The sequence below is a fragment of the Clostridium sp. DJ247 genome, assembly GCF_014231265.1.
Window position 1 is genome coordinate 1 of the sequence record NZ_JABAIW010000023.1, and the last position, 22,320, is coordinate 22,320.

21 protein-coding genes and 1 riboswitch are annotated in these 22,320 nt (G+C 30.9%); of the genes, 1 reads left to right on the plus strand and 20 read right to left on the minus strand.

The genetic code is table 11. From position 1 onward, the window contains the following. Window positions 1-98: 98 nt before the first annotated feature. The 17 genes from HGI79_RS10715 to HGI79_RS10795 form a co-directional block, all read right to left on the minus strand. Entirely contained in the window at window positions 99-1,430 is a 1,332-nt protein-coding gene (locus HGI79_RS10715; RefSeq protein WP_185650680.1) for a cobyrinate a,c-diamide synthase, read from the minus strand. A 24-nt stretch (window positions 1,431-1,454) separates the two neighbouring features. Next, window positions 1,455-2,723, minus strand: a complete 1,269-nt coding sequence (gene hemL, locus HGI79_RS10720; RefSeq protein WP_185650681.1) for a glutamate-1-semialdehyde 2,1-aminomutase — start codon at window positions 2,721-2,723, stop codon at window positions 1,455-1,457. A gap of 326 nt (window positions 2,724-3,049) precedes the next feature. After that, on the minus strand, window positions 3,050-4,018 hold the full coding sequence (hemB, locus tag HGI79_RS10725; RefSeq protein WP_185650682.1) for a porphobilinogen synthase: 969 nt from the start codon (window positions 4,016-4,018) through the stop codon (window positions 3,050-3,052). A gap of 20 nt (window positions 4,019-4,038) precedes the next feature. Beyond that, entirely contained in the window at window positions 4,039-5,499 is a 1,461-nt protein-coding gene (gene cobA / locus HGI79_RS10730) for a uroporphyrinogen-III C-methyltransferase (protein WP_185650683.1), read from the minus strand. A gap of 12 nt (window positions 5,500-5,511) precedes the next feature. Further along, window positions 5,512-6,384: a hydroxymethylbilane synthase gene (gene hemC, locus HGI79_RS10735; RefSeq protein ID WP_185650684.1), complete on the minus strand. Its 873-nt coding sequence runs from the start codon at window positions 6,382-6,384 to the stop codon at window positions 5,512-5,514. 2 nt (window positions 6,385-6,386) lie between these two features. Then, complete coding sequence (locus HGI79_RS10740; RefSeq protein WP_185650685.1) at window positions 6,387-7,073, minus strand: NAD(P)-dependent oxidoreductase; 687 nt, start codon at window positions 7,071-7,073, stop codon at window positions 6,387-6,389. After that, entirely contained in the window at window positions 7,031-8,227 is a 1,197-nt protein-coding gene (hemA, locus tag HGI79_RS10745) for a glutamyl-tRNA reductase (protein WP_185650686.1), read from the minus strand. The genes HGI79_RS10740 and hemA overlap by 43 nt, the downstream gene beginning before the upstream one ends. Before the next feature lie 202 nt (window positions 8,228-8,429). Beyond that, complete coding sequence (locus tag HGI79_RS10750; protein WP_241428190.1) at window positions 8,430-9,164, minus strand: CbiQ family ECF transporter T component; 735 nt, start codon at window positions 9,162-9,164, stop codon at window positions 8,430-8,432. Beyond that, window positions 9,127-9,438 (minus strand): energy-coupling factor ABC transporter substrate-binding protein, encoded by a 312-nt coding sequence (locus tag HGI79_RS10755; RefSeq protein ID WP_185650687.1) that lies wholly within the window; start codon window positions 9,436-9,438, stop codon window positions 9,127-9,129. The genes HGI79_RS10750 and HGI79_RS10755 overlap by 38 nt, the downstream gene beginning before the upstream one ends. Window positions 9,439-9,442: 4 nt before the next feature. Beyond that, complete coding sequence (locus HGI79_RS10760) at window positions 9,443-10,162, minus strand: energy-coupling factor ABC transporter permease (RefSeq protein ID WP_185650688.1); 720 nt, start codon at window positions 10,160-10,162, stop codon at window positions 9,443-9,445. A 2-nt stretch (window positions 10,163-10,164) separates the two neighbouring features. Next, window positions 10,165-11,292 carry a histidinol-phosphate transaminase gene (locus tag HGI79_RS10765; RefSeq protein ID WP_241428191.1) on the minus strand — a complete coding sequence of 376 codons (1,128 nt, stop codon included), beginning with the start codon at window positions 11,290-11,292 and terminating at the stop codon, window positions 10,165-10,167. Between the two features lie 138 nt (window positions 11,293-11,430). Next, window positions 11,431-12,390 (minus strand): adenosylcobinamide-phosphate synthase CbiB, encoded by a 960-nt coding sequence (cbiB, locus tag HGI79_RS10770; protein WP_185650736.1) that lies wholly within the window; start codon window positions 12,388-12,390, stop codon window positions 11,431-11,433. A 65-nt stretch (window positions 12,391-12,455) separates the two neighbouring features. Continuing rightward, window positions 12,456-13,973, minus strand: coding sequence for a cobyric acid synthase (locus tag HGI79_RS10775; protein ID WP_185650690.1), 1,518 nt, complete (start codon window positions 13,971-13,973; stop codon window positions 12,456-12,458). Between the two features lie 127 nt (window positions 13,974-14,100). Beyond that, a riboswitch (cobalamin riboswitch) is annotated at window positions 14,101-14,278 on the minus strand. Window positions 14,279-14,598: 320 nt separating this feature from the next. Then, window positions 14,599-15,324, minus strand: coding sequence for an energy-coupling factor ABC transporter ATP-binding protein (locus tag HGI79_RS10780; RefSeq protein WP_185650691.1), 726 nt, complete (start codon window positions 15,322-15,324; stop codon window positions 14,599-14,601). Window positions 15,325-15,328: 4 nt separating this feature from the next. Beyond that, window positions 15,329-16,126, minus strand: a complete 798-nt coding sequence (locus tag HGI79_RS10785; protein ID WP_185650692.1) for an energy-coupling factor transporter transmembrane protein EcfT — start codon at window positions 16,124-16,126, stop codon at window positions 15,329-15,331. Between the two features lie 105 nt (window positions 16,127-16,231). Beyond that, window positions 16,232-16,786, minus strand: a complete 555-nt coding sequence (locus tag HGI79_RS10790) for an NUDIX domain-containing protein (RefSeq protein ID WP_185650693.1) — start codon at window positions 16,784-16,786, stop codon at window positions 16,232-16,234. Window positions 16,787-16,963: 177 nt separating this feature from the next. After that, window positions 16,964-17,590, minus strand: a complete 627-nt coding sequence (locus HGI79_RS10795) for an HD domain-containing protein (protein ID WP_185650694.1) — start codon at window positions 17,588-17,590, stop codon at window positions 16,964-16,966. A gap of 267 nt (window positions 17,591-17,857) precedes the next feature. Here HGI79_RS10795 and HGI79_RS10800 point away from each other — a divergent pair, with 267 nt between their 5' ends. After that, window positions 17,858-18,946 (plus strand): hypothetical protein, encoded by a 1,089-nt coding sequence (locus HGI79_RS10800; RefSeq protein ID WP_185650695.1) that lies wholly within the window; start codon window positions 17,858-17,860, stop codon window positions 18,944-18,946. Window positions 18,947-19,315: 369 nt separating this feature from the next. On the opposite strand, the gene HGI79_RS10805 is transcribed toward HGI79_RS10800, so the two are convergent. The 3 genes from HGI79_RS10805 to HGI79_RS10815 all read right to left on the minus strand — a co-directional run bounded on the left by HGI79_RS10805 (window position 19,316) and on the right by HGI79_RS10815 (window position 22,310). Next, window positions 19,316-20,164, minus strand: a complete 849-nt coding sequence (locus HGI79_RS10805; protein WP_185650696.1) for a TPM domain-containing protein — start codon at window positions 20,162-20,164, stop codon at window positions 19,316-19,318. A gap of 63 nt (window positions 20,165-20,227) precedes the next feature. After that, on the minus strand, window positions 20,228-20,797 hold the full coding sequence (locus tag HGI79_RS10810; RefSeq protein WP_185650697.1) for a LemA family protein: 570 nt from the start codon (window positions 20,795-20,797) through the stop codon (window positions 20,228-20,230). Window positions 20,798-21,173: 376 nt separating this feature from the next. Further along, entirely contained in the window at window positions 21,174-22,310 is a 1,137-nt protein-coding gene (locus tag HGI79_RS10815) for a protein-glutamate O-methyltransferase CheR (protein ID WP_185650698.1), read from the minus strand. Window positions 22,311-22,320 lie beyond the last annotated feature (10 nt).

Sequence of the window (22,320 nt, forward strand, 5' to 3'; positions counted from 1 at the left end):
AAAGCTTCTTAGATTTTCAAAAACACGAACTTTAGACTGATTAAAAGTTTTTAACGTGCTGAAGTTTGGCAACATATCCGGTGGTATAAGTTAAATTTTCACCTACATCCATTTAATAAATATTTAAGCATATCTATATTGCCGAAAAAATGAACATGCCCATAGGCTCCTAAGGAATTATTTTTTACATATCCACACTCCCAACTTTTTATAGAACCATCATATAATTCTTTTTTTAATTTGTAGATTTTTTCTTCTTTCAAATCTACAAAGGACTTATGAAACTCATGACAGTTTATTTCTATGCCTAAAGGAAGTACAGAATTTTCTTTAAAAGTTTTAAGTTCTGCATATCCAAAGTTCTGAAGCCTTTTGGTCATATGAGCATGTCCTTTAAGAAATCCTACAGTTTCATTTATTTTATTACCTTCAATATTTTCTATACCTTCTGTGAGGTACATTAATCCTCCACACTCCGAATAACTTCTAACTCCAGCTTGTAATTGTTCTCTAATGCTCTTAAGCATATACTTATTTGAGCTAAGCTCTTCTACAAACACTTCTGGATAACCTCCACCTATATATAGAAAATCAATGTTATCTGGTAACTTTTTATCTTTTATTGGGCTAAAGAATATAACCTCTCCTGCCTCTTGTAAAAGCTCTAAATTTTCCTTGTAGTAGAAGCTAAAAGCTTTATCATAAGCTACAGCTATTTTCATTTTTTTATTTTCCAAATGAAACGTATCGTCAAAATATTCAGTTTCTTTAAAATACTTTAAAAGAGCTTCTAAATCAATATACTTTAAAATCAAATCACTACATAGATCTATTTTTTCATTTAAATCTTGAACTTCACTACTTTGTACAAGTCCTAGATGGCGGCTTTTTAAGGATAGCTTCTCCTCCTTAGGAATGTATCCAAAGACCTTCAAATTACAGTTTTGTTGTACAGCCGCTTTTAATAGATTATAGTAGTTTTCACTGACATTATTAAATATGATTCCTACTATATTTACTTTTTCATAATTTAATATTCCATTTAGTTCTGCACATAATGTGGCACTTTGTGCTTTAGGTGTTATGACCAAAACAACTGGAAGATCTAATGTTTTAGCCACATGTGCAGTAGAATACTTTGTACTTATGCCTTTGCCATCATAAAGTCCCATTACCCCTTCAACTATACCTATAGTTCCTTTTCCTCTTGAAAAAGAAGCCTTAACTCCATCTTCCCCCATAAGGAATAAGTCTAGATTTCTTGAAGCTTTCCCCGTTATATGACTGTGGAAGGCTGGATCTATATAATCAGGTCCAACCTTATAGCCTTGCACATCAAATCCCTTTTTCATTAAGGCTTTCATTATACCTAAAGTTATAGTAGTTTTACCCCCGCCACTGCTATTTGAGGATATAACTATACTTTTCAAAAACAACACCTCGTTTATAATTTATTAAAACTTTTTCATCAAATCTAAGAACTTTTCTATATCTTGTTCTGTATGTTTTACATTTATAAACATAGCCTCAAACTGAGATGGAGACATAAATATTCCACTGTTTAGCATGTGTATAAAAAATTTAGAATAAAGCTTAGTATCACATAATTTAGCTTCTCTATAGTTAGTTACTTTTTCATTTTCGTTGAAGAATGCTGTCATCATGTTTACGCATCTATTAATAACTAATGGTATTCCTTTTTCCTTAGCTATTTCTTCCATGCCTTTTTGTAATTTTTCTCCTAGCTTATTCATATTATTATAGTATTGTTGATTATCATATAACTTTTTAAGAGTTGTATACCCAGCTGCCATAACTATAGGGTTTCCAGACATTGTTCCTGCCTGATATACAGGTCCCATAGGTGATAACTGTTCCATTAAATCTCTTCTTCCACCATAAGCTCCACAAGGAAGTCCTCCACCCATTATTTTTGCAAAGGTTACTAAGTCTGGTTTAACTCCATAAAGACTTTGTGCTCCTTTATAAGCTACTCTAAAACCACTCATTACTTCGTCAAAAATCAATATACTTCCATATTGTGTACAAATATCTCTTAGTTCTTTTAAAAACTCTTTATCTGCCGGTATAACTCCCATGTTTCCCGCTACAGGCTCTATAATAACTCCAGCTATTTCTTCACCGTATTTTTCAAATAATTCTCTTACACTATTTATATCATTATACTGAGCTATTAAAGTATTTTCTATGCTTCCCACTGGAACCCCTGGAGACCCTGGAATATTTGCAGTTAAAACCCCTGACCCAGCTTCTACAAGGAATCCATCAAAATGACCATGATAACATCCTGCAAATTTTATAATTCTATCTCTCTTAGTACATCCTCTTGCTAATTTTATAGCACTCATAGTAGCCTCTGTTCCTGAATTCACCATTCTTATCATATCTACGTTATCTATTGTTTCACATATAAACTTAGCTAGGTTCAACTCAAGTTCCGTAGGTGCTCCAAAAGCAATAGAATTTTCAGCTGTATCTTTTATAGCTTTAACTACATCTTCGTCGTTGTGTCCAAGTATCATAGGACCCCAAGCATTAACAAAATCTATGTATTCATTACCATCTTCATCATAAACACGAGCTCCAACCCCTTTTTTTATAACTGGAGGATCAATATCTAATCCAGTATAAGCCCTAACAGGACTGTTAACCCCACCAGGCATATATTTTTTAGACTCATTAAATATCTCAGAACTTCTCATATTTTCATCCCCTTAATATTTATCTTTTTAAATATCATCACTATAAACCTATAAAACTATAAACTAACTACGGATGAAACTTAACTTATACGGAGGGATATGTTGCCAAAACTGAAGGCACATTTAAAAACTTTTTTATAAGTCTTAGTGAAGTGTTTTTAGAAAATCTTAGGAGTTTTGATATGTCTGAGGTACGAGTTTATCAAAGCTTCTTAGATTTTCAAAAACACGAACTTTAGACTTATAAAAAGTTTTTAACGTGCCGAAGTTTGGCAACATATCTCGGAGTATAAGTTAAGTTTCCACCGCGGCTTCCTATAGTTTCACTATTCTTCACGTATCCATCTGCAAATATCTAACGCATGATAAGTTATAATCATCTTAGCTCCTGCTCTTTTAATAGATGTCATCATTTCCATAACTATAGCTTTCTCATCTATTAATCCTGCTTGTGCAGCTGCCTTAACCATAGCAAACTCTCCGCTTACGCTATAGGCTGCTATAGGCACATCATATCTATCCCTAGCCCATCTTATTACATCAAGGTAAGATAAAGCAGGTTTAACCATTATTATATCTGCACCTTCATCTATATCATCTTCAATTTCCAGCATTGCTTCTCTAATATTTGCTGGATCCATTTGATAGGTTCTTCTATCTCCAAACTTAGGTGCTGAATCTGCAGCTTCTCTAAATGGACCATAAAAAGCTGAGCAATATTTTGCACTATATGACATTATAGATACATGCTTAAATCCACTTTCATCTAGTGCATCTCTGATAGCAGATATTCTACCATCCATCATATCTGATGGTGCCACCATATCTGCTCCCGCTTTTGCATGAGATACAGATATCTTTGCTATATATTTTAATGTTTCATCATTATCCACATTTTGTCCGCATATTATTCCACAATGACCATGACTTGTATATTGACACATACACACATCTGTTATTACAAACATTTCTGGACATAACTCTTTTATTTTTCTTATACCCTTTTGTACTATTCCATTTTCCTCAAAAGCTGACGTAGCCACTTCATCTTTACTATCTGGAACGCCAAATAGTAAAACACTCTTCACTCCTGCTTTTTTCATATCATTTATAATTTCTTCTAATTTGTCTAAAGAGTAATGATAATTACCTGGTAAAGAAGATATCTCTTCCTTAATATTTTCCCCTTCAACTACAAAAAGTGGATATATAAAATCTGATGGATGAAGGAATGTTTCTCTCACCATAGATCTTATTACACTATTCTCTCTCAATCTTCTATGTCTCCTAAACATTACTTTAACCTCTCTTCAAATTAATTTGTTTCAAGCAGTTTACTTATGATTCCGTCTATGTTATATGAATCACACATTTCATAACTTATTGCATGGTTTTCTAAAGTTTTTCCAGTAATGGGCCCTATAGAGATAACCTGCTTAGATTTTATTTTATCTAGTCCAACTAACTCTATCATATTGTTAACAGTGGTTGGACTTGTAAATACTACTATGTCTACTTCGTCAAAACATTCCTTATTAGGCAGATCTCCAGCTACGGTTTCATAAGTATAACACTCATCAAGTATGCAGCCATATTCTCTTAAAACCTGTGCTAAATAAGGCCTTGAGTTCTTTGATCTTGGTAGGAATATTTTATCTCCAGGTTTTATAAAGTCCTTCATCTTTTGAAATAAGCTTTCTGCTACGAATTCTTCCGCTACAATTTTAGGTATAATACCTCTAGACTTAATTACTTTTTCTGTAGCTGGTCCTATAGCGGCAAACACACCTTTTATTTTTCTTATGTCATATTCCTTATTAACTAAGTGGTTAAAAAAGCTTTCCACTCCGTTAACACTTGTAAATACCATATAATCATATTCTGGTAATTTATCTATATAATTGTCTATATTTTCTGAAGTATACTTTATCTTTATTGAATTTATTTCTGTAACCTGCGCTCCTAAATCTATTAGCTTCTCTCTTATATCTTTAGATTGCTCTTTCGAACGTGTAATACAAACATTCTTTCCAAACAAAGGTTTTTTTTCATACCAATTTAACCTGTCGTTGAATTTAACTACTTCTCCCACAACTATAATACAAGGTGAGTGAAGTCCTGCATTTATAGCTTTTTCCTTTATATCTTTTAATGTAGCTATTACCTTTCTTTGCTTAGATGTAGTTCCCCTCATTACTACAGCACAGGGGGTGCAGTCATCCATTCCGTTTTCTATGAGACCTTGTGCTATAACACCTAAGTTTTCAAAACCCATTAAAAATATTAATGTACCTCCAATGGCTGCAGCTGCTTTCCAATCAATATTTAACTTATCAGCACTCATGCCTGTGAAAACATGAAAACTTTGTGCTATTTTTCTATGAGTTACAGGGATTCCGCCATAGTTTAAAACAGAAATTGGTGAAGTAATTCCTGGAATAACTTCAAATTCTATATTTTCATCTATAAGCCTAAGAGCTTCTTCTCCACCTCTTCCAAATATGTATGGATCTCCACCCTTTATTCTTCCCACAATATGCCCTTTCTTAGCTAACTCCACAAGCATATCATTTATTTCATCTTGAGTTTTATAGTGACAGCCTGGCTCTTTACCACAATAATATATTTCACAATTTTCATTTATATATTTTAAGATTCCGCTTCCAGCCAGTCTATCATACATTATAGCTGTACACTCTTTTAACTTTCTTATAGCTTTTAAGGTTATAAGTTCTTCATCTCCCGGTCCTGCTCCAATAAGATAAACTTTTCCCATTTCAAGCTCCCCCTATACTTCTAATATTTTTTTCGCAAGATTTCGCCCTAATTCTATATAATTTTCCCTACTTCCACTTAGGTCTTTTTTAACTAATTTATTTCCTATTTGAAATATTCCCATAATATTCATTAAACTTCCTTCTATTTCAGCATAAGCTCCTATAGTAGCGTGACAATCTCCACCTAGAGCTCTCATGAAACTTCTTTCTGCTTCTACACATATTCTGGCTTCCAGTAAATCTAAACTCTTAATTATTTCAGCATGCTGATTACCTTTTTTAATTTCTATTCCTAAAGCACCTTGACCAACTGCAGGTATTATTCCATCTACTGAGAAATAATCTGTTATAATACTCTCCATATCTAATCTTTTAAGTCCCGCTGCCGCCAGTATTATACCATCTAATTTTTCTTTCTCTATCTTATCTATTCTAGTTTGCACATTTCCTCTTATAGGTACTATTTCCAGGTCTGGTCTTAGTAACTTTACCTGTTCGGCTCTTCTATTACTACTTGTACCTACTCTAGCACCTCTTCTAAGTTCAGTAAAATGAACTCCATTTATTGATACAAAAGCATCTCTTACGTCTTCCCTAACAGGTACAGCAGCTATTTCAAAAGGCTCTGGAACTTCGAAAGGTACATCTTTCATACTATGTACTGCTGCATCAGCTTCACCATTTAAAAGAGCAAGCTCTATCTCCTTTATAAAAAGCCCTTTGCCACCTATTTTATTTAAAGCAATATCTAATCTTTTATCACCTGTAGTTTCAATTAAAAGTTTTTCCGAGTCTAAACCATACTTTTCTTTTATCATGCTCATAACAGTTTCCGTTTGGACTTGAGCAAGTTTACTTCTACGTGTTGCAATTGTTAATTTCAAGGTTAATCACCATCCCAACTTTTTAATGCAATACTTTCTAAAACAGTTTCGTCGTAAAATAATTCAAGAACAGTTTTATGTTTTCCCTTTATATAAAAAAAGTAAAAATCATCTGAACAAATAAAATTTAATATTTCTTTGCTATCCCTATAACCTCTAAGTTTGTTTCTAATACTAGAAGTAAATTCTATAAAATCTTTATATTTTTTCAATTCTATATCTATTTTATCTGCTAAAAAAACTGACATTTTAGGATTACCCTTTAATGTATGCAACCCAAAAAACACATTATTACTTTCCCTTTGACAAGGAGTGATGCATAAGCCTTTGTCAGGAATAGTACAGTCAACATACAGCTTAGCTATCTCATCACAGTGGCTTCTTATACTTTGGTTTGTATTTTCACAGTTTGTAGCAATGACTACTATGTGCTTATCAAGCATATAGCTTTTTTCATACTGTCCATAAACAAGCTCTAAATTATTATTTTTTTCAAGTTCATGAAACTCAGCTATGAATTCCTTTGATAAAACTGTTACAATACAACCTCTTTTTACAAAGGTTTTTGCCTTTATAAAAGCAGCTCTTCCTCCTCCCACTATGAGAATCTTTATTTTATTTGAAACTAGTGAAAGCATGGTATATTCTATTCTGCTGCATAGAATATCTTCTGTATTATTCTCATACAATCCTCTGCACGTCCTTTCAACTGTTCCTCCTTTAAAACGTCTATAGCTCTATTTATATAAGCATCACTGGTGCTCTTCAAAAGAGTTTCTGCAAGCTTTTCTGCATCCTTAGTATTTTTTTTATTTTTAAAAGTTTTATATCTCTTTGTATATACTTTCTCTCCACACTCTTTAAGCTTAGCTATTTCCGGAGAAATATCCTGTATTTTTTGCCAATTTAAAAATTCGTTTATATGTTTTTCTAAAATAAATCTATTGTTTTTCATTATTTCTTTTCGTTTTTTTCTATTTTCATCATCCATGGAACTTACTTTATCAATATTATATACTGTTACATTTTTCATTTTATATACATCTTCTTCCACATCTCTCGGTACTGCCAAATCAAATATAAGCAATGGTTTTTCTGGTAAGTTATCTTTTTTTATTACACAGTGAGGTGCAGAAGTACAGGATATTATACATTGAACATCATTGTAGTATTTTATTTTTTCATCAAAATGTATTACTTTTACTCTCTTATCATCTATATCTACTGCATCAGTATTTCTTACAGCTATATAAAGAACCTCGAAAGCACCGGACATAATATACTTAGCAGTAAGCTGTCCTACTTCACCAAAACCTAATATCATAAATCTTTTTAGTCCACGTTTTCTACTTTCACTAACTGATATAGATGAAGAAGATACAGGTATTCTATTAAGATTTGACACTGTTCTAAATTCCTTTCCGCAAGTTATAGCCTCTTGAAACAATCTCTGAAGATCCTTCGTTATAGTTTTAGCCTGAAGAGAAATTTCATAAGCATCCTTAATTTGACCTAATATTTGATCTTCACCTAATATTAAGGAGTGGAACCCACAAACTACATCCATAAGGTATTTAGCTACCTTTTCTCCTTTATAATGAAAAATATATTTAGTTAACTTTTTATCCCACTTTAATTTTTCAAAAACTTTTTCTATGATTTTATCATCACTATGATCTGAATTAAAATAAATTTCAGTTCTGTTACATGTACTTAATATTACAACTTCGTCACAAATTTCACGCAATTCTTTTGCATAAGTTTCAACATGCTTTTGTATTATAGAAAACTTTTCTCTTATCTCAAGTTTCACATCACTTTTTAAACCAATAAGTTGAATCATCTCACCATCTCCATAAACAGAATTCTTGGCTTCAGGGGAGTTTTTATTCCCTCTGAAGCTTAGAAGTCGTTATCCAGGACGTAGCCGCTCTTTACTCCCAGTTAAGCAGAGAGCCCAAATCTATGATTTGGTGCGAATCGCTTACTCCTCTGAAGATTGGAGTATTAGAGCGGGTAGTCATCGGACAAAGAATTTCCTTATATTAAACTTTAAAAGTAGTAACACTAATTATATTGTTATTAAGTACAAAAATCAACGAGCCTAAGAGAACAATATATATACATACAGCCATAAATCTTAACATAGAAAAATTAAATTCTTTAGTTAGATAAGGAGTGTACCCTCTGTATCCTCTACTATCTAATCCATCTTTTATACATTTCCACCTATTCATGGTGTTTACAAATAATAACCCTGCCATTTTTCCTGTGTTTCTAATTTTTAATTTAACTCCATCAAAACCACCTCTGGCCTTTATAGAATTATAGAGTATACCATATTCTTCATCTATTATAACCAAAAATCTTTCCATACTTTTTGCTATATCACAAATATCTTTTAGCCAATGATATTTTGAAAAAATGAATAATGCATCATCAATAGGCGTTGTAAGAGAAAAAAATGATAAACACAATGCCGCTGATAAACTTTTTAATAAAATGATAAAGCAATAATTTATTCCATAGTCAAATACAAAGGTTATAGACGAAAAAGCGGCAAATGCTGCTATTTCAAAAGTAAACTTAACAACGACTTTCCTATTATTTTCACATAAAACATGTAATAATATAAAAACTATTATGTTTAGAATTATTGGAAAAGCCTTATGCGAAAAACCTATAACTACAATAGGAAATATACTTAATATTATTTTTTCAACAGGATGTACTTTAGATACCTTACTTATTTTTGATAATGCCATTATTAATTTTAACATCTTTTCTTCTTCCTACATTATAGCCTACAAAGTACCCAATAAAACCTGCCCCTGCGGCAGCTTGTAGAGCAAAAAGTAAACTTTGTATTTCACTTGATGGCGGCTGCCATACATGTTTAAACCAGGGTTTATAGTTAGGATCTATTTGGGTTATTGTGTTTTGAATTTTATCATCAGCCCCTGCAAATTCTCCACCTCTTATAGTTCCTATAACAAGCGATGAACAGACTAAAGCTATACATAAAATAACTAAAAATATATTTTTCTTCTTCAATTTGCTACACCTCAATTAAATCCTTAATTTCCTTAGAAGAGTAATTTTCTATAAATTCAAATATTATTACTGTTAGTATTCCTTCTATTATAGCTAAAGGAATCTGTGTTATTGCAAATATTGAGAAAAACTTTATAAAAGATACAAGTACTCCTCCTGTCTTATCTGGAATAGCTAATGCTAATTGAACTGATGTGGTAAGGTAAGTGGCTAAATCACCTAACATTGCTGCTAAAAATACTGCAGCTTTTTTATTTCTTCTTTTAACAAGTCTAAAAATTATATAGGATACTATAGGACCTACTATTCCCATAGAAAAAGCATTTGCTCCAAGAGTTGTAATTCCACCATGAGCTAGGAATATAGCTTGAAATAAAAGAACTAGTAGTCCTATTACAGCCATTGTAAAAGGTCCAAATAGTATAGCCCCAAGACCTGTTCCAGTTGGATGTGAACAGCTTCCAGTAATTGATGGTATTTTCATTGCAGATAAAACAAAGGAGTATGCAGCCACAAGCCCTAATAACATCTTTATATCCTTATTTTTACTGCTTCTCTTTCTTATATGTTTTAGACCTATAAATACAAAAGGTATTGACAAAACAACATATACTCCACACCAAACCGGTGGCAAAGAGCCTTCTGCTATATGCATAGCGTATACGTTAGATGATAACGTGATAATCAACGCTAAAATCATAAGAAATGTATACTTCTTACTCAATTTTATTCCTCCAAAAAAATATTCTGATTCAGAACTTCTATGATTTTTTCATTACTTTCTCTATCTTTTATAGCTAATCTAATATAGTCCTCATCTAATCCTCTAAAATTGTTACATTTTCTTACAGCTATTCCATGTTTTAAACACTTGTCATAGAACTGATAACATTTAACATTTTTAAGCTTACATAATATAAAATTACTGTAGGTTTGATATACTTCTTTAATAATTTCTGTTTCTCCTAGGCTGTCCGTCATAAAGTTTCTTTCTTCTTCAATCCACTCTAAGGAATTCTCTATATATTCTTTATCTTTTAAAGCATACTTCGCTGCAGTTTCAGCAAAACAATTTATATTCCAAGGATTTTGTTTACTTTTTATACTTTCTATTAACTTTTTATTACTGCTTATACCATACCCTAATCTTACTCCTGGCATGGCATAGAATTTTGTTAAAGCTCTTACTATAAATATGCACTTATACTTTTCTATTTTTTCTAAAAAACTAAAGCCTCTTTTACCTGTAAATTCAATAAAAGCCTCATCAATTATAATAATCTTGTTGTTTTCTTCGCAATATTCCACTATTGCTTTAAATTTTTCTTTATCTATTACTTGTCCATTTGGATTGTTAGGATTTCCTATTATTAAAGCATCCACAAGTTTCATTTTTTCCTTTATGTTATCATAATCATAGTCCATGTTTTCCTTTAAATAAGAATATTGTATATTACATCCCCATTTTAAAGCATTGAGCTCATACTCTATAAATGATGGTACAACTATACATATACTTTTAAAACAGCTAATAACCAAATCTAATATTTCCGCAGCACCATTTCCAAGCGCTATACCTTCTTCATCTATTATGTATTCAACTTGATTTTCTGAGGATATAACATCTTCTTTTTGTTCCCTAAAATATGATTTACTAAACTTCAGATATTCTTTAATATTTTTTCTTAGTTCTCTATACTTAACATCTGGATATCGTTCTAAACTTTCTACGGCCTCATTTATGTTATCCTTAAAACTTTGCGGTACTCCTAAAGGATTAATATTCGAACTAAAATCAAGTAATTTCTTACCCTTTAGCAAACCTTCAGTATATATATCTCCTCCATGTTCCAATGTATCACTTCCCATCTTGTAAATTAATATTGTGTACTATTTTAATTTTGGTTATCTATCTAGGGTTACTGGTTTTAAATTTAACTTATACATAGGGATATGCTGCCAAAACTGATGGCACATTTAAAACCTTTCCCTCTATATTGCAAACCTCTGCATCAGTAAAATAATAAGTACATACACAACTGTCAAAAGCAATTCCGATGCATACATAAGTTTTATAGAGTCATTAATATGCTCCGCTTCCAGCTCTTTTTTCTTATCTCCTATAGTAGGCTTATATACTTTTTCTCCAAAATAAACATTGGTTCCCCCCAATTGTATTCTCATAGCTCCTGCTGCTGCGCCTTCAGGATATGCACAATTTGGACTCTTATGATTTTTTCTATCTCTTATCATTATTTTGAAGCTCTCTATTAGATTTCCCTGTACTATAAAAGCAGTTATGCACATAAGTATACCTGTTATTCTAGCTGGAATGAAATTAAATACATCATCTATTTTAGCTGGAAAAAACCCCATATATTTATATTTCTCATTCATGTAACCTAGCATAGAATCCATAGTGTTTATTCCCTTATACATCATAGCTAAAGGTGCCCCCCCAACTATTGCATATAACAATGGTGCTATTACTCCATCAGAGGTATTTTCTGCTACAGTCTCAACATCAGCCCGTATTATCTCTTTATCACTTAACCGAGTAGTGTCTCTGCCAACTATATAAGATAACTTAATTCTTGCAGCTTCTAAATCTTCATCTTTTAATGCATTATAGACCTTTTTCGCTTCATCTTTTAAACACTTTGCCGCTAATGTGGTCCATATTATAATTATATTTAAAACATTATATAGTAAAGGCATATGCTTTACAGATTTTAGGATTATAAAAGGTACTAAAAAACTTATACCAGCTACAATAATTACAATAATACCTCCAAAAATTCTAATACCTTCATTTGTCTTAAAGAACTTTCTTCCTTTTCTCTCTAAAAAACTTATAAGTTTTCCTATATATATAACAGGATGAGGAAACCACCTAGGATCTCCAATAATCCAATCTAACAAAACTGCTAAAATTATATCTAAACTATTCATTACGAGAAAAGACTCTATCAAATTAATCCCTCAATTCTCTTAAAATATCCTGTATTATTCTAAAATTATTTTTCTATACCTATAATTTCATATATTCTTTTCATATCCAAGCTTTTCCTAACTATATCAGCAAGTTTATCTAACTCTTTTTCACGCAAGGATTCGTAGATACTAGCTTTTTTCAATTGAATTCCTTTTTTAACTCTTATGTTGTTAAGTACATACTCTCTAAAATCAGTTCCATCAAAAACTCCATGAATATAAGTTCCCAATATATTTTCTTTCTTATTTATAGCGCCATCAAACCCAGAAACCCTTTCTCCATTTTTCTCCGTTATTTCAAATAGAGGCTTTGCATTTTCACCATAAGTACATATTCCCATATGAATTTCATATCCATATGCTTTAAGTTTCCTTCTGTCAACTAAACCTTTATCCGTATGTACATTAAATATTTCTATAGTTTCTGCATTTACTCTAGTAGTAACTTTTTCTTCCTCAAAGGTTGTTTCCAAATCTAATAAACCTATTGCTTCTATTTCCCTTATATTCGTTTCCACTCCATAAGGATCTTTAATTAGCTTTCCAAGCATTTGATATCCACCGCATATGCCTATTATTAAGCCGTCGTTGCTATACTGTTTTATGCGCTGTTCTATTCCGGATTCTCTTAATTTTAGTAAATCCTCTATTGTATTTTTACTTCCAGGAATTATAAGTAAGTCCGGCTCACCAAATTCTTCTACTGAGGTTATAAACCTTATTGAAACATCTTCTTCACTTTTTAAAGCGTCAATATCCGTAAAGTTTGATATATGAGGTAACTTGATGATAGCTATATCTATAGGAGCTGTTACTTTTTTATTAAATTCAACGGCACCATCTTCATCTTCAAGAGCTAAATTAGAATATGGAACTACACCAACACAAGGCACTTTTATTATGTCTTCTAACATATCTAGCCCTGGCTTAAGTATTTCTATATCGCCTCTAAATTTATTTATTATTGTGCCTCTAACTCTCTTTCTTTCTTCTTCTGTAAGTAATAACATAGTGCCTGCTAGAGATGCAAAGACTCCACCCTTATCTATGTCTCCTGCTATTAATACAGGTGCATTAACAATTTCAGCCATACCCATGTTAACAATATCTCTATCTCTTAAATTTATTTCTGCAGGGCTGCCGGCCCCCTCCATAACTATTATGTCAAACTCTTTCTCTAGCTTTTCAAAGCTGTTTTTTAGCATATCTTTAAACTGAAGCTTCATATTATGATATTCCATAGCTGTACTATTCCCATGAACCTTACCATTAACAATGATTTGACACTTCTTATCTGAGGTTGGTTTTAACAGTATAGGATTCATATAGGCTTCTGGCTGCAATCCAGCTGCATATGCTTGTAGTACTTGAGCTCTCCCCATTTCTTTTCCATCTAAAGTTATATATGAATTCAAAGACATATTTTGGGATTTAAAAGGACAAACTGAATAACCATCTTGTTTAAATATTCTACAAAGGGCAGCAACTAATATGCTCTTGCCCACTGATGATCCCGTTCCTTGAATCATTAATTTAGCCATAACATCATATCCCCCAATCGTATATATCTACAAACTAAAAAAGCAGTAACCCTTTCAGAGTCTACTGCTTTTATGCCAAAAATCGGCAAAGCCGAGATTAATCACACAAAAAATCTTTCCCTCCGAAAGTTTGTTTCAAACATTAGGCAGGTCTCCTGGCTTATGACTCATCCTCCCCTTAGCCTTCCCCTTTATGAGTGGCATAATTAAGGTTCGTTATCATTTACAGTAGCGGGGGCTGCTGCGGAATTTAACCGCATTCCCTTTTCACCTTTTTTAAAGGCACCTAAGCTTATTATTTTCTTTATAAATTTAGTTTATTACACTTTAAGAGCCATGTCAACAAGTACCATAATATAAAGTGAAACTTGAATCAGATGGGGTTTGTCTTACGAATCCGGAGACGTAGCCGCTCTTTACTCTCAGTTAAGCAGAGAGCCAAAATCTGTGATTTTCATATGGTCGCTTACTCTGTGAGTACTCATCTGACCTAAGGAAGATGAGTTTCATATAAAGATGGGAGTATTAGAGCGGGTAGTCATCGGATAAAATTATGAATGACTATACTCTTTAATTGATTAAATTTCGTGCATGTTTATCTATGTGATATAAAGTCTTATTTATTTTACTTTATGTTATATTCTATTAAAAATTCATTATCACTAATAACAGCATCATAGTTATCATCTCTTACAAGTTCATGTTCTTCTGAAAATACTAATGCCCTCTTGAATACACCTTTCACATATTCAAAATCATGGGTGGAACAGATTATAGTTTTACCACTTTCATTAAGCCTAATCATAAGCTCTCTTAAAAACTTCTTGCCCTTTGGATCTATTCCATTCATGGGTTCATCTAGAACTAAAACTTCTGGATTCATAGCAAGTACACTAGCTATAGCCACTCTCTTTTTTTCTCCGCCACTTAAGTTGTAGGGCTCCCTTAATTTAAGGTCTTCTATATCAAGCAGTCTCAAACAATCAGTAACTCTTCTTTCTACCTCAGTTTCATCTAATTCCATTTGTCTAGGTCCAAAAGCTACTTCTTCATATACATTAGAGCAAAAAAGCTGTGCATCAGAATTTTGGAATACAAAACCTATTCTTTTGTGAAAAAGCTTTGAAAACTTACTATTGTCCAATTTTCTACTATTTATTTCATCACTATGAAAATAATACTTTCCTTTAGTTGGAAATACTATGCCATTTATCAGCTTTAGAAAAGTAGATTTTCCACTTCCATTAGCTCCTATTAACGCTACAGCATCCCCTTCTTTAATAGTTACATTTATATTTTTCAAAACTTCTACATCTTTATATTTAAAAAACACATCCTTAACTTCGATCATTCAATCACATCCTAGCTAAATAAAAATATACTATTATGAGTATTACATTTATAAAAGAATATATGAGTTCTTTAACTCCAAGTTTATATTTTATATGAGATATGTATTCTCCAGTAAAACCTCTACATTCCATAGCAAAATACATTTCTTCTCCCATTTCCTTTGACTTCAAAAACAAATTTCCCATTATTTTTGTTAAAGAGGAATACTTGTTATTATTTTTTCCAATGGATCTTAATTTTAAAGCATAGAGCATATGTAATGAAAATTCTCCAAGAATAAATATGTACTTTATTGTTATATCAAATACCAATATAAATATATCTGGTATAAAAAAAATCTTTAAAGCTTTAGTTATGTCATGCCATTTTGTAGTGTAGGACAAAATGTTAACACTAAGAACAGTACCAACAATTTTTAGTATAATTAATACACTATTTTTCACATTCCCCATGAACATAGAAGGTATAAGCATTACTAAAGTGAATGCTGGTATAACTAAACTTAATGATAAAATCCGTTTTATATCTCTTATGTCAATTAAACTTAGAATTAATAATAAATATACATATAAAATCATTACATATAAAAAATTTTTAGATAATGAAATAAATAGTATATTCAATATAGTAAATAAAACTTTAACCACTGGATTTAGCTTGTACATAAGGGTACTACCCGTATTTTCATTTCGCTTAATCAAAGACAAAATATGTATTATTTCCATAACACTTTTATCTATAAATTTATCTTTATCCTCCTTAGGCATATAATCATCTTTTTTAAAGAGCCATTCTTCCATAATCCACACCTACTTACTGTTACTTCTTTATCCATTGACTACCAGACCCAAGATTTCCCTTTTATAATCAAAGGTCAAGGAGCTGCTCTTCACGAATTAGTTCAACTAATCTCTTATATTCTCACAAAATGTATACCAAGGACCTACTCCAATTGCAATTCCTTTCTTTTCTTCATTCAATAGAAAATTTCTTATATTATTTTTTTCAACCAAAAGCACTTCTATTTCTTCTTCAGCTTCTAACTTTTGTTCTGGGTTTATATTTTCTTTAATATTTTCATCAACTTCTACTTCTACTACCCTTACAGTATCTGTTAGAAGTGCAGCATTAGAATATAAAGTTGGACTTATGCTCTTTATTTTTCCCACATATCCTGTTTCTTCCTGCAATTCTCTTAGAGCTTCCTTTTCTAAATTATTATCTTCTACTAACCCAGCTGGAAAACCTATAACATATTTGTCTACTGCAGGCCTGTACTGTTTTATAAATAAATATCTATTTGATGGAATTAATTTTGCTATAATAACAACAGTTTTGCTTGTATTATTTCTTTCTATACTTTCCCATACTAAATCCTCATTACATTTACCTTTATAAATTATTTCCTTTAATGCTAACCATTTAGCCTTATATAATATTTTTTCTTTTACTTTTTTCATACATGCCTCCATCTGTGTCTACCTTGAAATATATTAAGGCAGTAAATAATTATTTTATAATACTAATATTTCTTATAATATCTATTATATCATTTATATTGATGAATTTAATCTATTTTAAAAATATAAAATCACGAAAACTATTAAAATTTTACTTTATACATTGATTGTCTACTACTACCTGTCAAAACCTACTTGTAATTCATATTCTAAGTTTTCTATAAAATTCTCTAAAAACCTAAGTCTTTCTTCATAAAACCTTGCTCCTGTTTTGGTTTTAGTTAACGAACTTTTCTTTTTTATTCTTTCCAATCTTTTTTGTAATCTTTCATAGACTTTCATGTAAGATGGGTCTGTTTCCATGACAGTTGCCATACTGTCCCATAACACTGTTATTGCACCTACTTCATCTAATAAATCAGCATCTATCAATATCCTATCCTCAAGAGAGAGTTTTTCTATACATTCCTTTTTAGAAGAATGTTTTTTTATAGCTTGTATAATTCTTTTTGATTGATTTTTATCATAATTTATGCTTTCTAAATACTTGCTACAAATTTCTGCACTTAAATCTGCATGAGGTATGCTATTGTCATTTCTTTTTCCAACATCGTGAAAAATTGCAGCAATAGATACTACTTGCTCATCACCTTTTTCAAACTCATTTAGCCTATGAGTCCAATTATAAACTCTTAAAATATGCTGAAATCTTATTCGGAATGGATACTTATTTTCAAAGTCATCTACTTCTAGTTCTCTATTATCTAAAAATTTCTTTACATAATTAATCATGTCTTCATACATGTATATCCCTCCCATAATAAATAGTTCAAAACCCCATATGAATTAAGTTCACTCTATTCTAAATATATGAAGAACTCACATATAAAATTTATTTAGTTCTAAAATTGTTTTTTATATTAAAATAATTTTTCTATGCATACCTTATTATATAAAGGTTCTATTTTAAAAACTTATATTTAAATATTTTTTAATAAATCTTAATGAAGGATTGGATAAAAAATCACAACATACATACTTTACCTATTATATAATTTATGGAGGTGCATTATGGTCCCTATAAGAGAAAAAATACATAATTCAACCTATATATTGACAGTATTTCTTTGCTTGCTACTAATTGTTACCTTTAAAACTTTTATATATAAAGATAACACTAGAAGTATATGCGCAGTTAACAACCATATTCCAACTCACTTTCAATCTTCCTTACTTTTGGGATTTAAAAAAAACATAGACAGTAATACTACTGCCTATCGCACTCTATGGATAAAACCTGATGATAATAATAATCTTAAAGTAGTCGGCCAAACAGATTCAATAATAGTTCCTCATAAAAATACATTTTGGAAAATAGAACCTTTACGCTATAATTTTATAAACACTGAAGATTACACACAATATCTAGTAGCACACGAAGCGGACAGCAACTATATTCCTGAAACCTTTGAATATAACTATAGTACTTATAACTTGGTATTGGATTTTGTTGATAAAAATTATGTAAGTATATTAACTTCTATAAACTTTCATGGTAAAGACTTGAAAGAATTTACTGATAAAAGCTGCTCAGTAGTAGACCTAGAAAATCTAACTAATTTTAGACATACCGAAAATAGAATTACAATGACAGATATTTTTAAATCTGATTCTAACACAGTAATAAAAAAATTAAAAAAATCAAAAGTAACCTTAGGAGAAAGTTTAGATGACACTGCTGTAAATACTACTTCTGGGGACTATTGGTCCATAGGTCGATATGATGGACAATGGATTCCTCAAATAGCTAAAACTTTTAAGTCTTCTAATAACAACAGTAATTATATCCTATATAATACTCAATTAAAATTACCACAAAGTATAGTTTCACATAACAAACTATGCACAAGTCTTAACTCTATAAAAAAGGTTATACCAGAAGCTGAAGATGCCATATCTTCACCTAAAGAAGATATACTAGGCGTATTTACCACAGATAAGTTAACCTTTTACCCTTATTCTAATGGTTTCATAGGTAAAGAGTCACTAAGTATAGATTTAGATAAAGATGAGACTATGATTATGGATCAATGGACAGATGGTTACTCTGTTGACCAATGGGATAAAGCACTAAGTAAATATTTCACTAATAATTCTTAGTAGGGTTCCAAAGTAGAAACTTAACTTACACGACCGAATATGTTGCCAAACTTCAGCACGTTAAAAACTTTTAATCATTATGGGGCATCAGAGCGAAAATTTAACTTATACGTAGTGATATGTTACCAATGTTGAAGTCACATTTAAATATTTTTTATTAGTCTTAGCGAAAATTTGATAAAAAATCTTAGGACTTTAGATATTGTTTGAGCGTAGCGAGTTTATCAAAGTTCTTAGATTTTTCTCAAATTTGAGCTTTAGACTAATTAAAAATATTTAACGTGACGAAACATGGTAACATATCCCGGAGTATAAGTTAAATTTTCACTGTGTATAACCCTAAAACAGTCAAAAGTGTTTTACAGTTATTTACCATCTTCCTGAAGAGCCTCCTCCGCCGGAACTTCCTCCACCGAAACCTCCAGAGGAGCCACCGCCAAAGCCTCCAAAACCACCGCCACCGCCTCTAGGACCTCTGCCCCAAAAGGATTGCCACAGCATGGTGTAGAATAAGAACTTTGTTACTCTCGCTCTATTAAGTAGAATATCTAATACGAATAACCCTAGAATAAAATATATAATTATGGGATTAATCGTTATGACCTTTTCTTCATTAATTACATTGTTACTATTTTCATAATTATCTAAGGTAACATTATATTCCTTAGCGATATCAGCTGCAAAGGTTGAATAAGCATTTATTAAACCTTCACTGTATCTACCTTCTCTAAACAAAGGCTTTGCAATGCTGTCCATTACTCTAGCAGAATATATATCTGTTATTACTCCCTCTAAGCCTCTTCCAACCTCTACTCTCCAAGCACGATCATTAATAGCTACTAATATTAATAATCCGTTATCTTTTTCCTCTTGGCCAATTCCCCAAGTTCTAAAGAGTTCGTTTGAGTAAGATTCTATATCTCTTCCTTCTAAAGAATTTATTATGACTATAGTAGCTTGTGCTCCAGTTTTATCTTCTAATTCTTTGCCTAAAGTTACTATGTAGTTTTTAGTTTTATCATCAGTAACTTCTACATAATCATTGATATATTTTATATTGGTTGGTTCAGGTATATTTGATTGACCTTTTACTACAATTTGTTTGCCCAAGAACAGCATAGAAGTAAAAATTATAATACTTAAAAATAAATTTAATATTTTAAGCTTATTTTTACTCCAGGAATTCCTTATAGTAGTATATAAACTCTTTATATACATATTTTTATACTTCACTTAGTAATAACTTTAACCTAATTTCTTAGATTAAAGTTCACTTTTTCGCTATTTAGTAAAGTCCACTTTAGGAACTTCCTGTGCTCCCTGGGTTGCTTTGTAGTAAGGTTTTTGTTCAAATCTAAAAATACCTGAAATTATAGAATTAGGAAACCTTCTTGTAGTAGTATTATACTGACTTACAGCATTGTTATAATCTTGCCTTGCTATAGATATTCTATTTTCTGTACCTTCCAATGCTACAGATAAGTCTCTAAAATTTTCGCTTGATTTTAATTCTGGATATCTCTCTACTACCACTAGTAGCCTAGACAGTGCAGATGAAAGCTGAGCATCTGCATTAGCTCTATCAGTAATGGTTTGAGCACCTGCAAGTTTAGCTCTTGCATTTGCTACATCAGTAAATATAGTTTGCTCTTGTGCTGCATATCCTTTAACTGTTTGAACTAGATTTGGAATTAAATCTGACCTTCTTTGTAATTGAGTATCAATATTTGATGAAGCAGCGTTAACCTTTTGCTCTAATCCAACCATAGAGTTATAGCTTCCTATAAGAGGTAAAAATATAACCGCTAATACAGCTACAATTATTAGAGTTGTTTTTAATCCCTTACTCATTTTTTCACCACCATTTTGCAATAATACTATATAGTTTTATGATTTTTAAAAATAATTATGCCTCTTTAAGTTAATATATAGATACCCACAACTTAAATTTAACTTATACGTAGGCATATGTTGCCAAAACTGAAGCACATTTAAAAACTTTTTTATCAGTCTTAGTGAAGTGTTTTAGAAAATCTTAGAACCTTATATATGTTTGAGTGCAGCGAGTTTATATAAGGTTCTTAGATTTTCTTAAACGCGAACTTTAGACTGATTAAAAGTTTTTAACGTGCTGAAGTTTGGCAACATATGCGGTCGTATAAGTTAAATTTCGGGCGTGTTTATCTATATAAAAAAGAATGAACTTATAGCTTTATGTCTAATTCTTTTATTTTTTTTTATAAATCTTATATTTTTCATCATACTTAGAAAAATAATTTTGTCCATCATTTTTTTGAATTCCTTCGCTTTTTCCAAGTACTAAAAATCCATTGTTATCTAAAGAATTATAAAAATTTTTTAGTACTCTCTCCTGCAAACTATCATTAAAATAAATAAATACATTTCTACAAAGTATAAGATTAAATTCGTTCAATGTCCCATTACTCAGCAAGCTGTGCTGAAAAAACAATATGTTTTTCATCAATTCTTCTTTAACTTTTATATAGCTTTTATTGACATTAAAATACTGAATAAAACTTTTTTCTCCTTGTGCATTTCTGTAATTGCTGATATCTTTGTTTAAAGTGACTATAGAATACATTCCATTTTTTGCTTCTTCTATAACATAAGGATTAATATCTGTGGCATAAATTTGAGTTTTGCTTAGCATTCCTGCTTCTTTTAGCATTATAACTAATGAATATACTTCTTTTCCATTTGAACAGCCTGCACACCAAATTTTAATATGGTTATAAGAATTTAAATATGGCAATACCCTAGTTTTAATTAAAGTAAATACTTCGTAATCTCTAAAAAACTCTGTGGTATTTATAGAGAAATCCAGAAACAAATTATGAAAAATTTCTTCATTACCTAAAACCTTCTCTTTAAATAAGTTAAAATCGTAAATGCTCTCCCTAATCATAGCTATGTTTATTCTCCTCATGATGCTATCAATTTGATAATCTGTGTAATCATAACCATAAGTATTGTTTAAATCCTTTAAAAAACTATAAACTTCTACTTTATCTAGTTTTCGACCTTCATCAAATGAGTTATTTTTTAGTTTTTTTAAGGTGAAATTATCTATTACATATTGGCATTTTATGCCTAGAATATGTAGATAAGCGTATAGGTATCTCTTTGAAACAAAAATCCTACATTTTTCCTGACTCTGCAGAATAAAAAGCTTTTCTACAATGTTTTTAGAAATCATATTAGCACCTAAAAAAGTTATACAAATATTTTGATTTTGTGGTATACTTAAAAGCCCTGTTAACTCTTCTATCTGCTTAGAGTCTTCTAATTCTCCAATAATAGAAATATGTGTTTCTCCATTGTTGTATATAATTTTAAAAGCCAATATTCCCCTC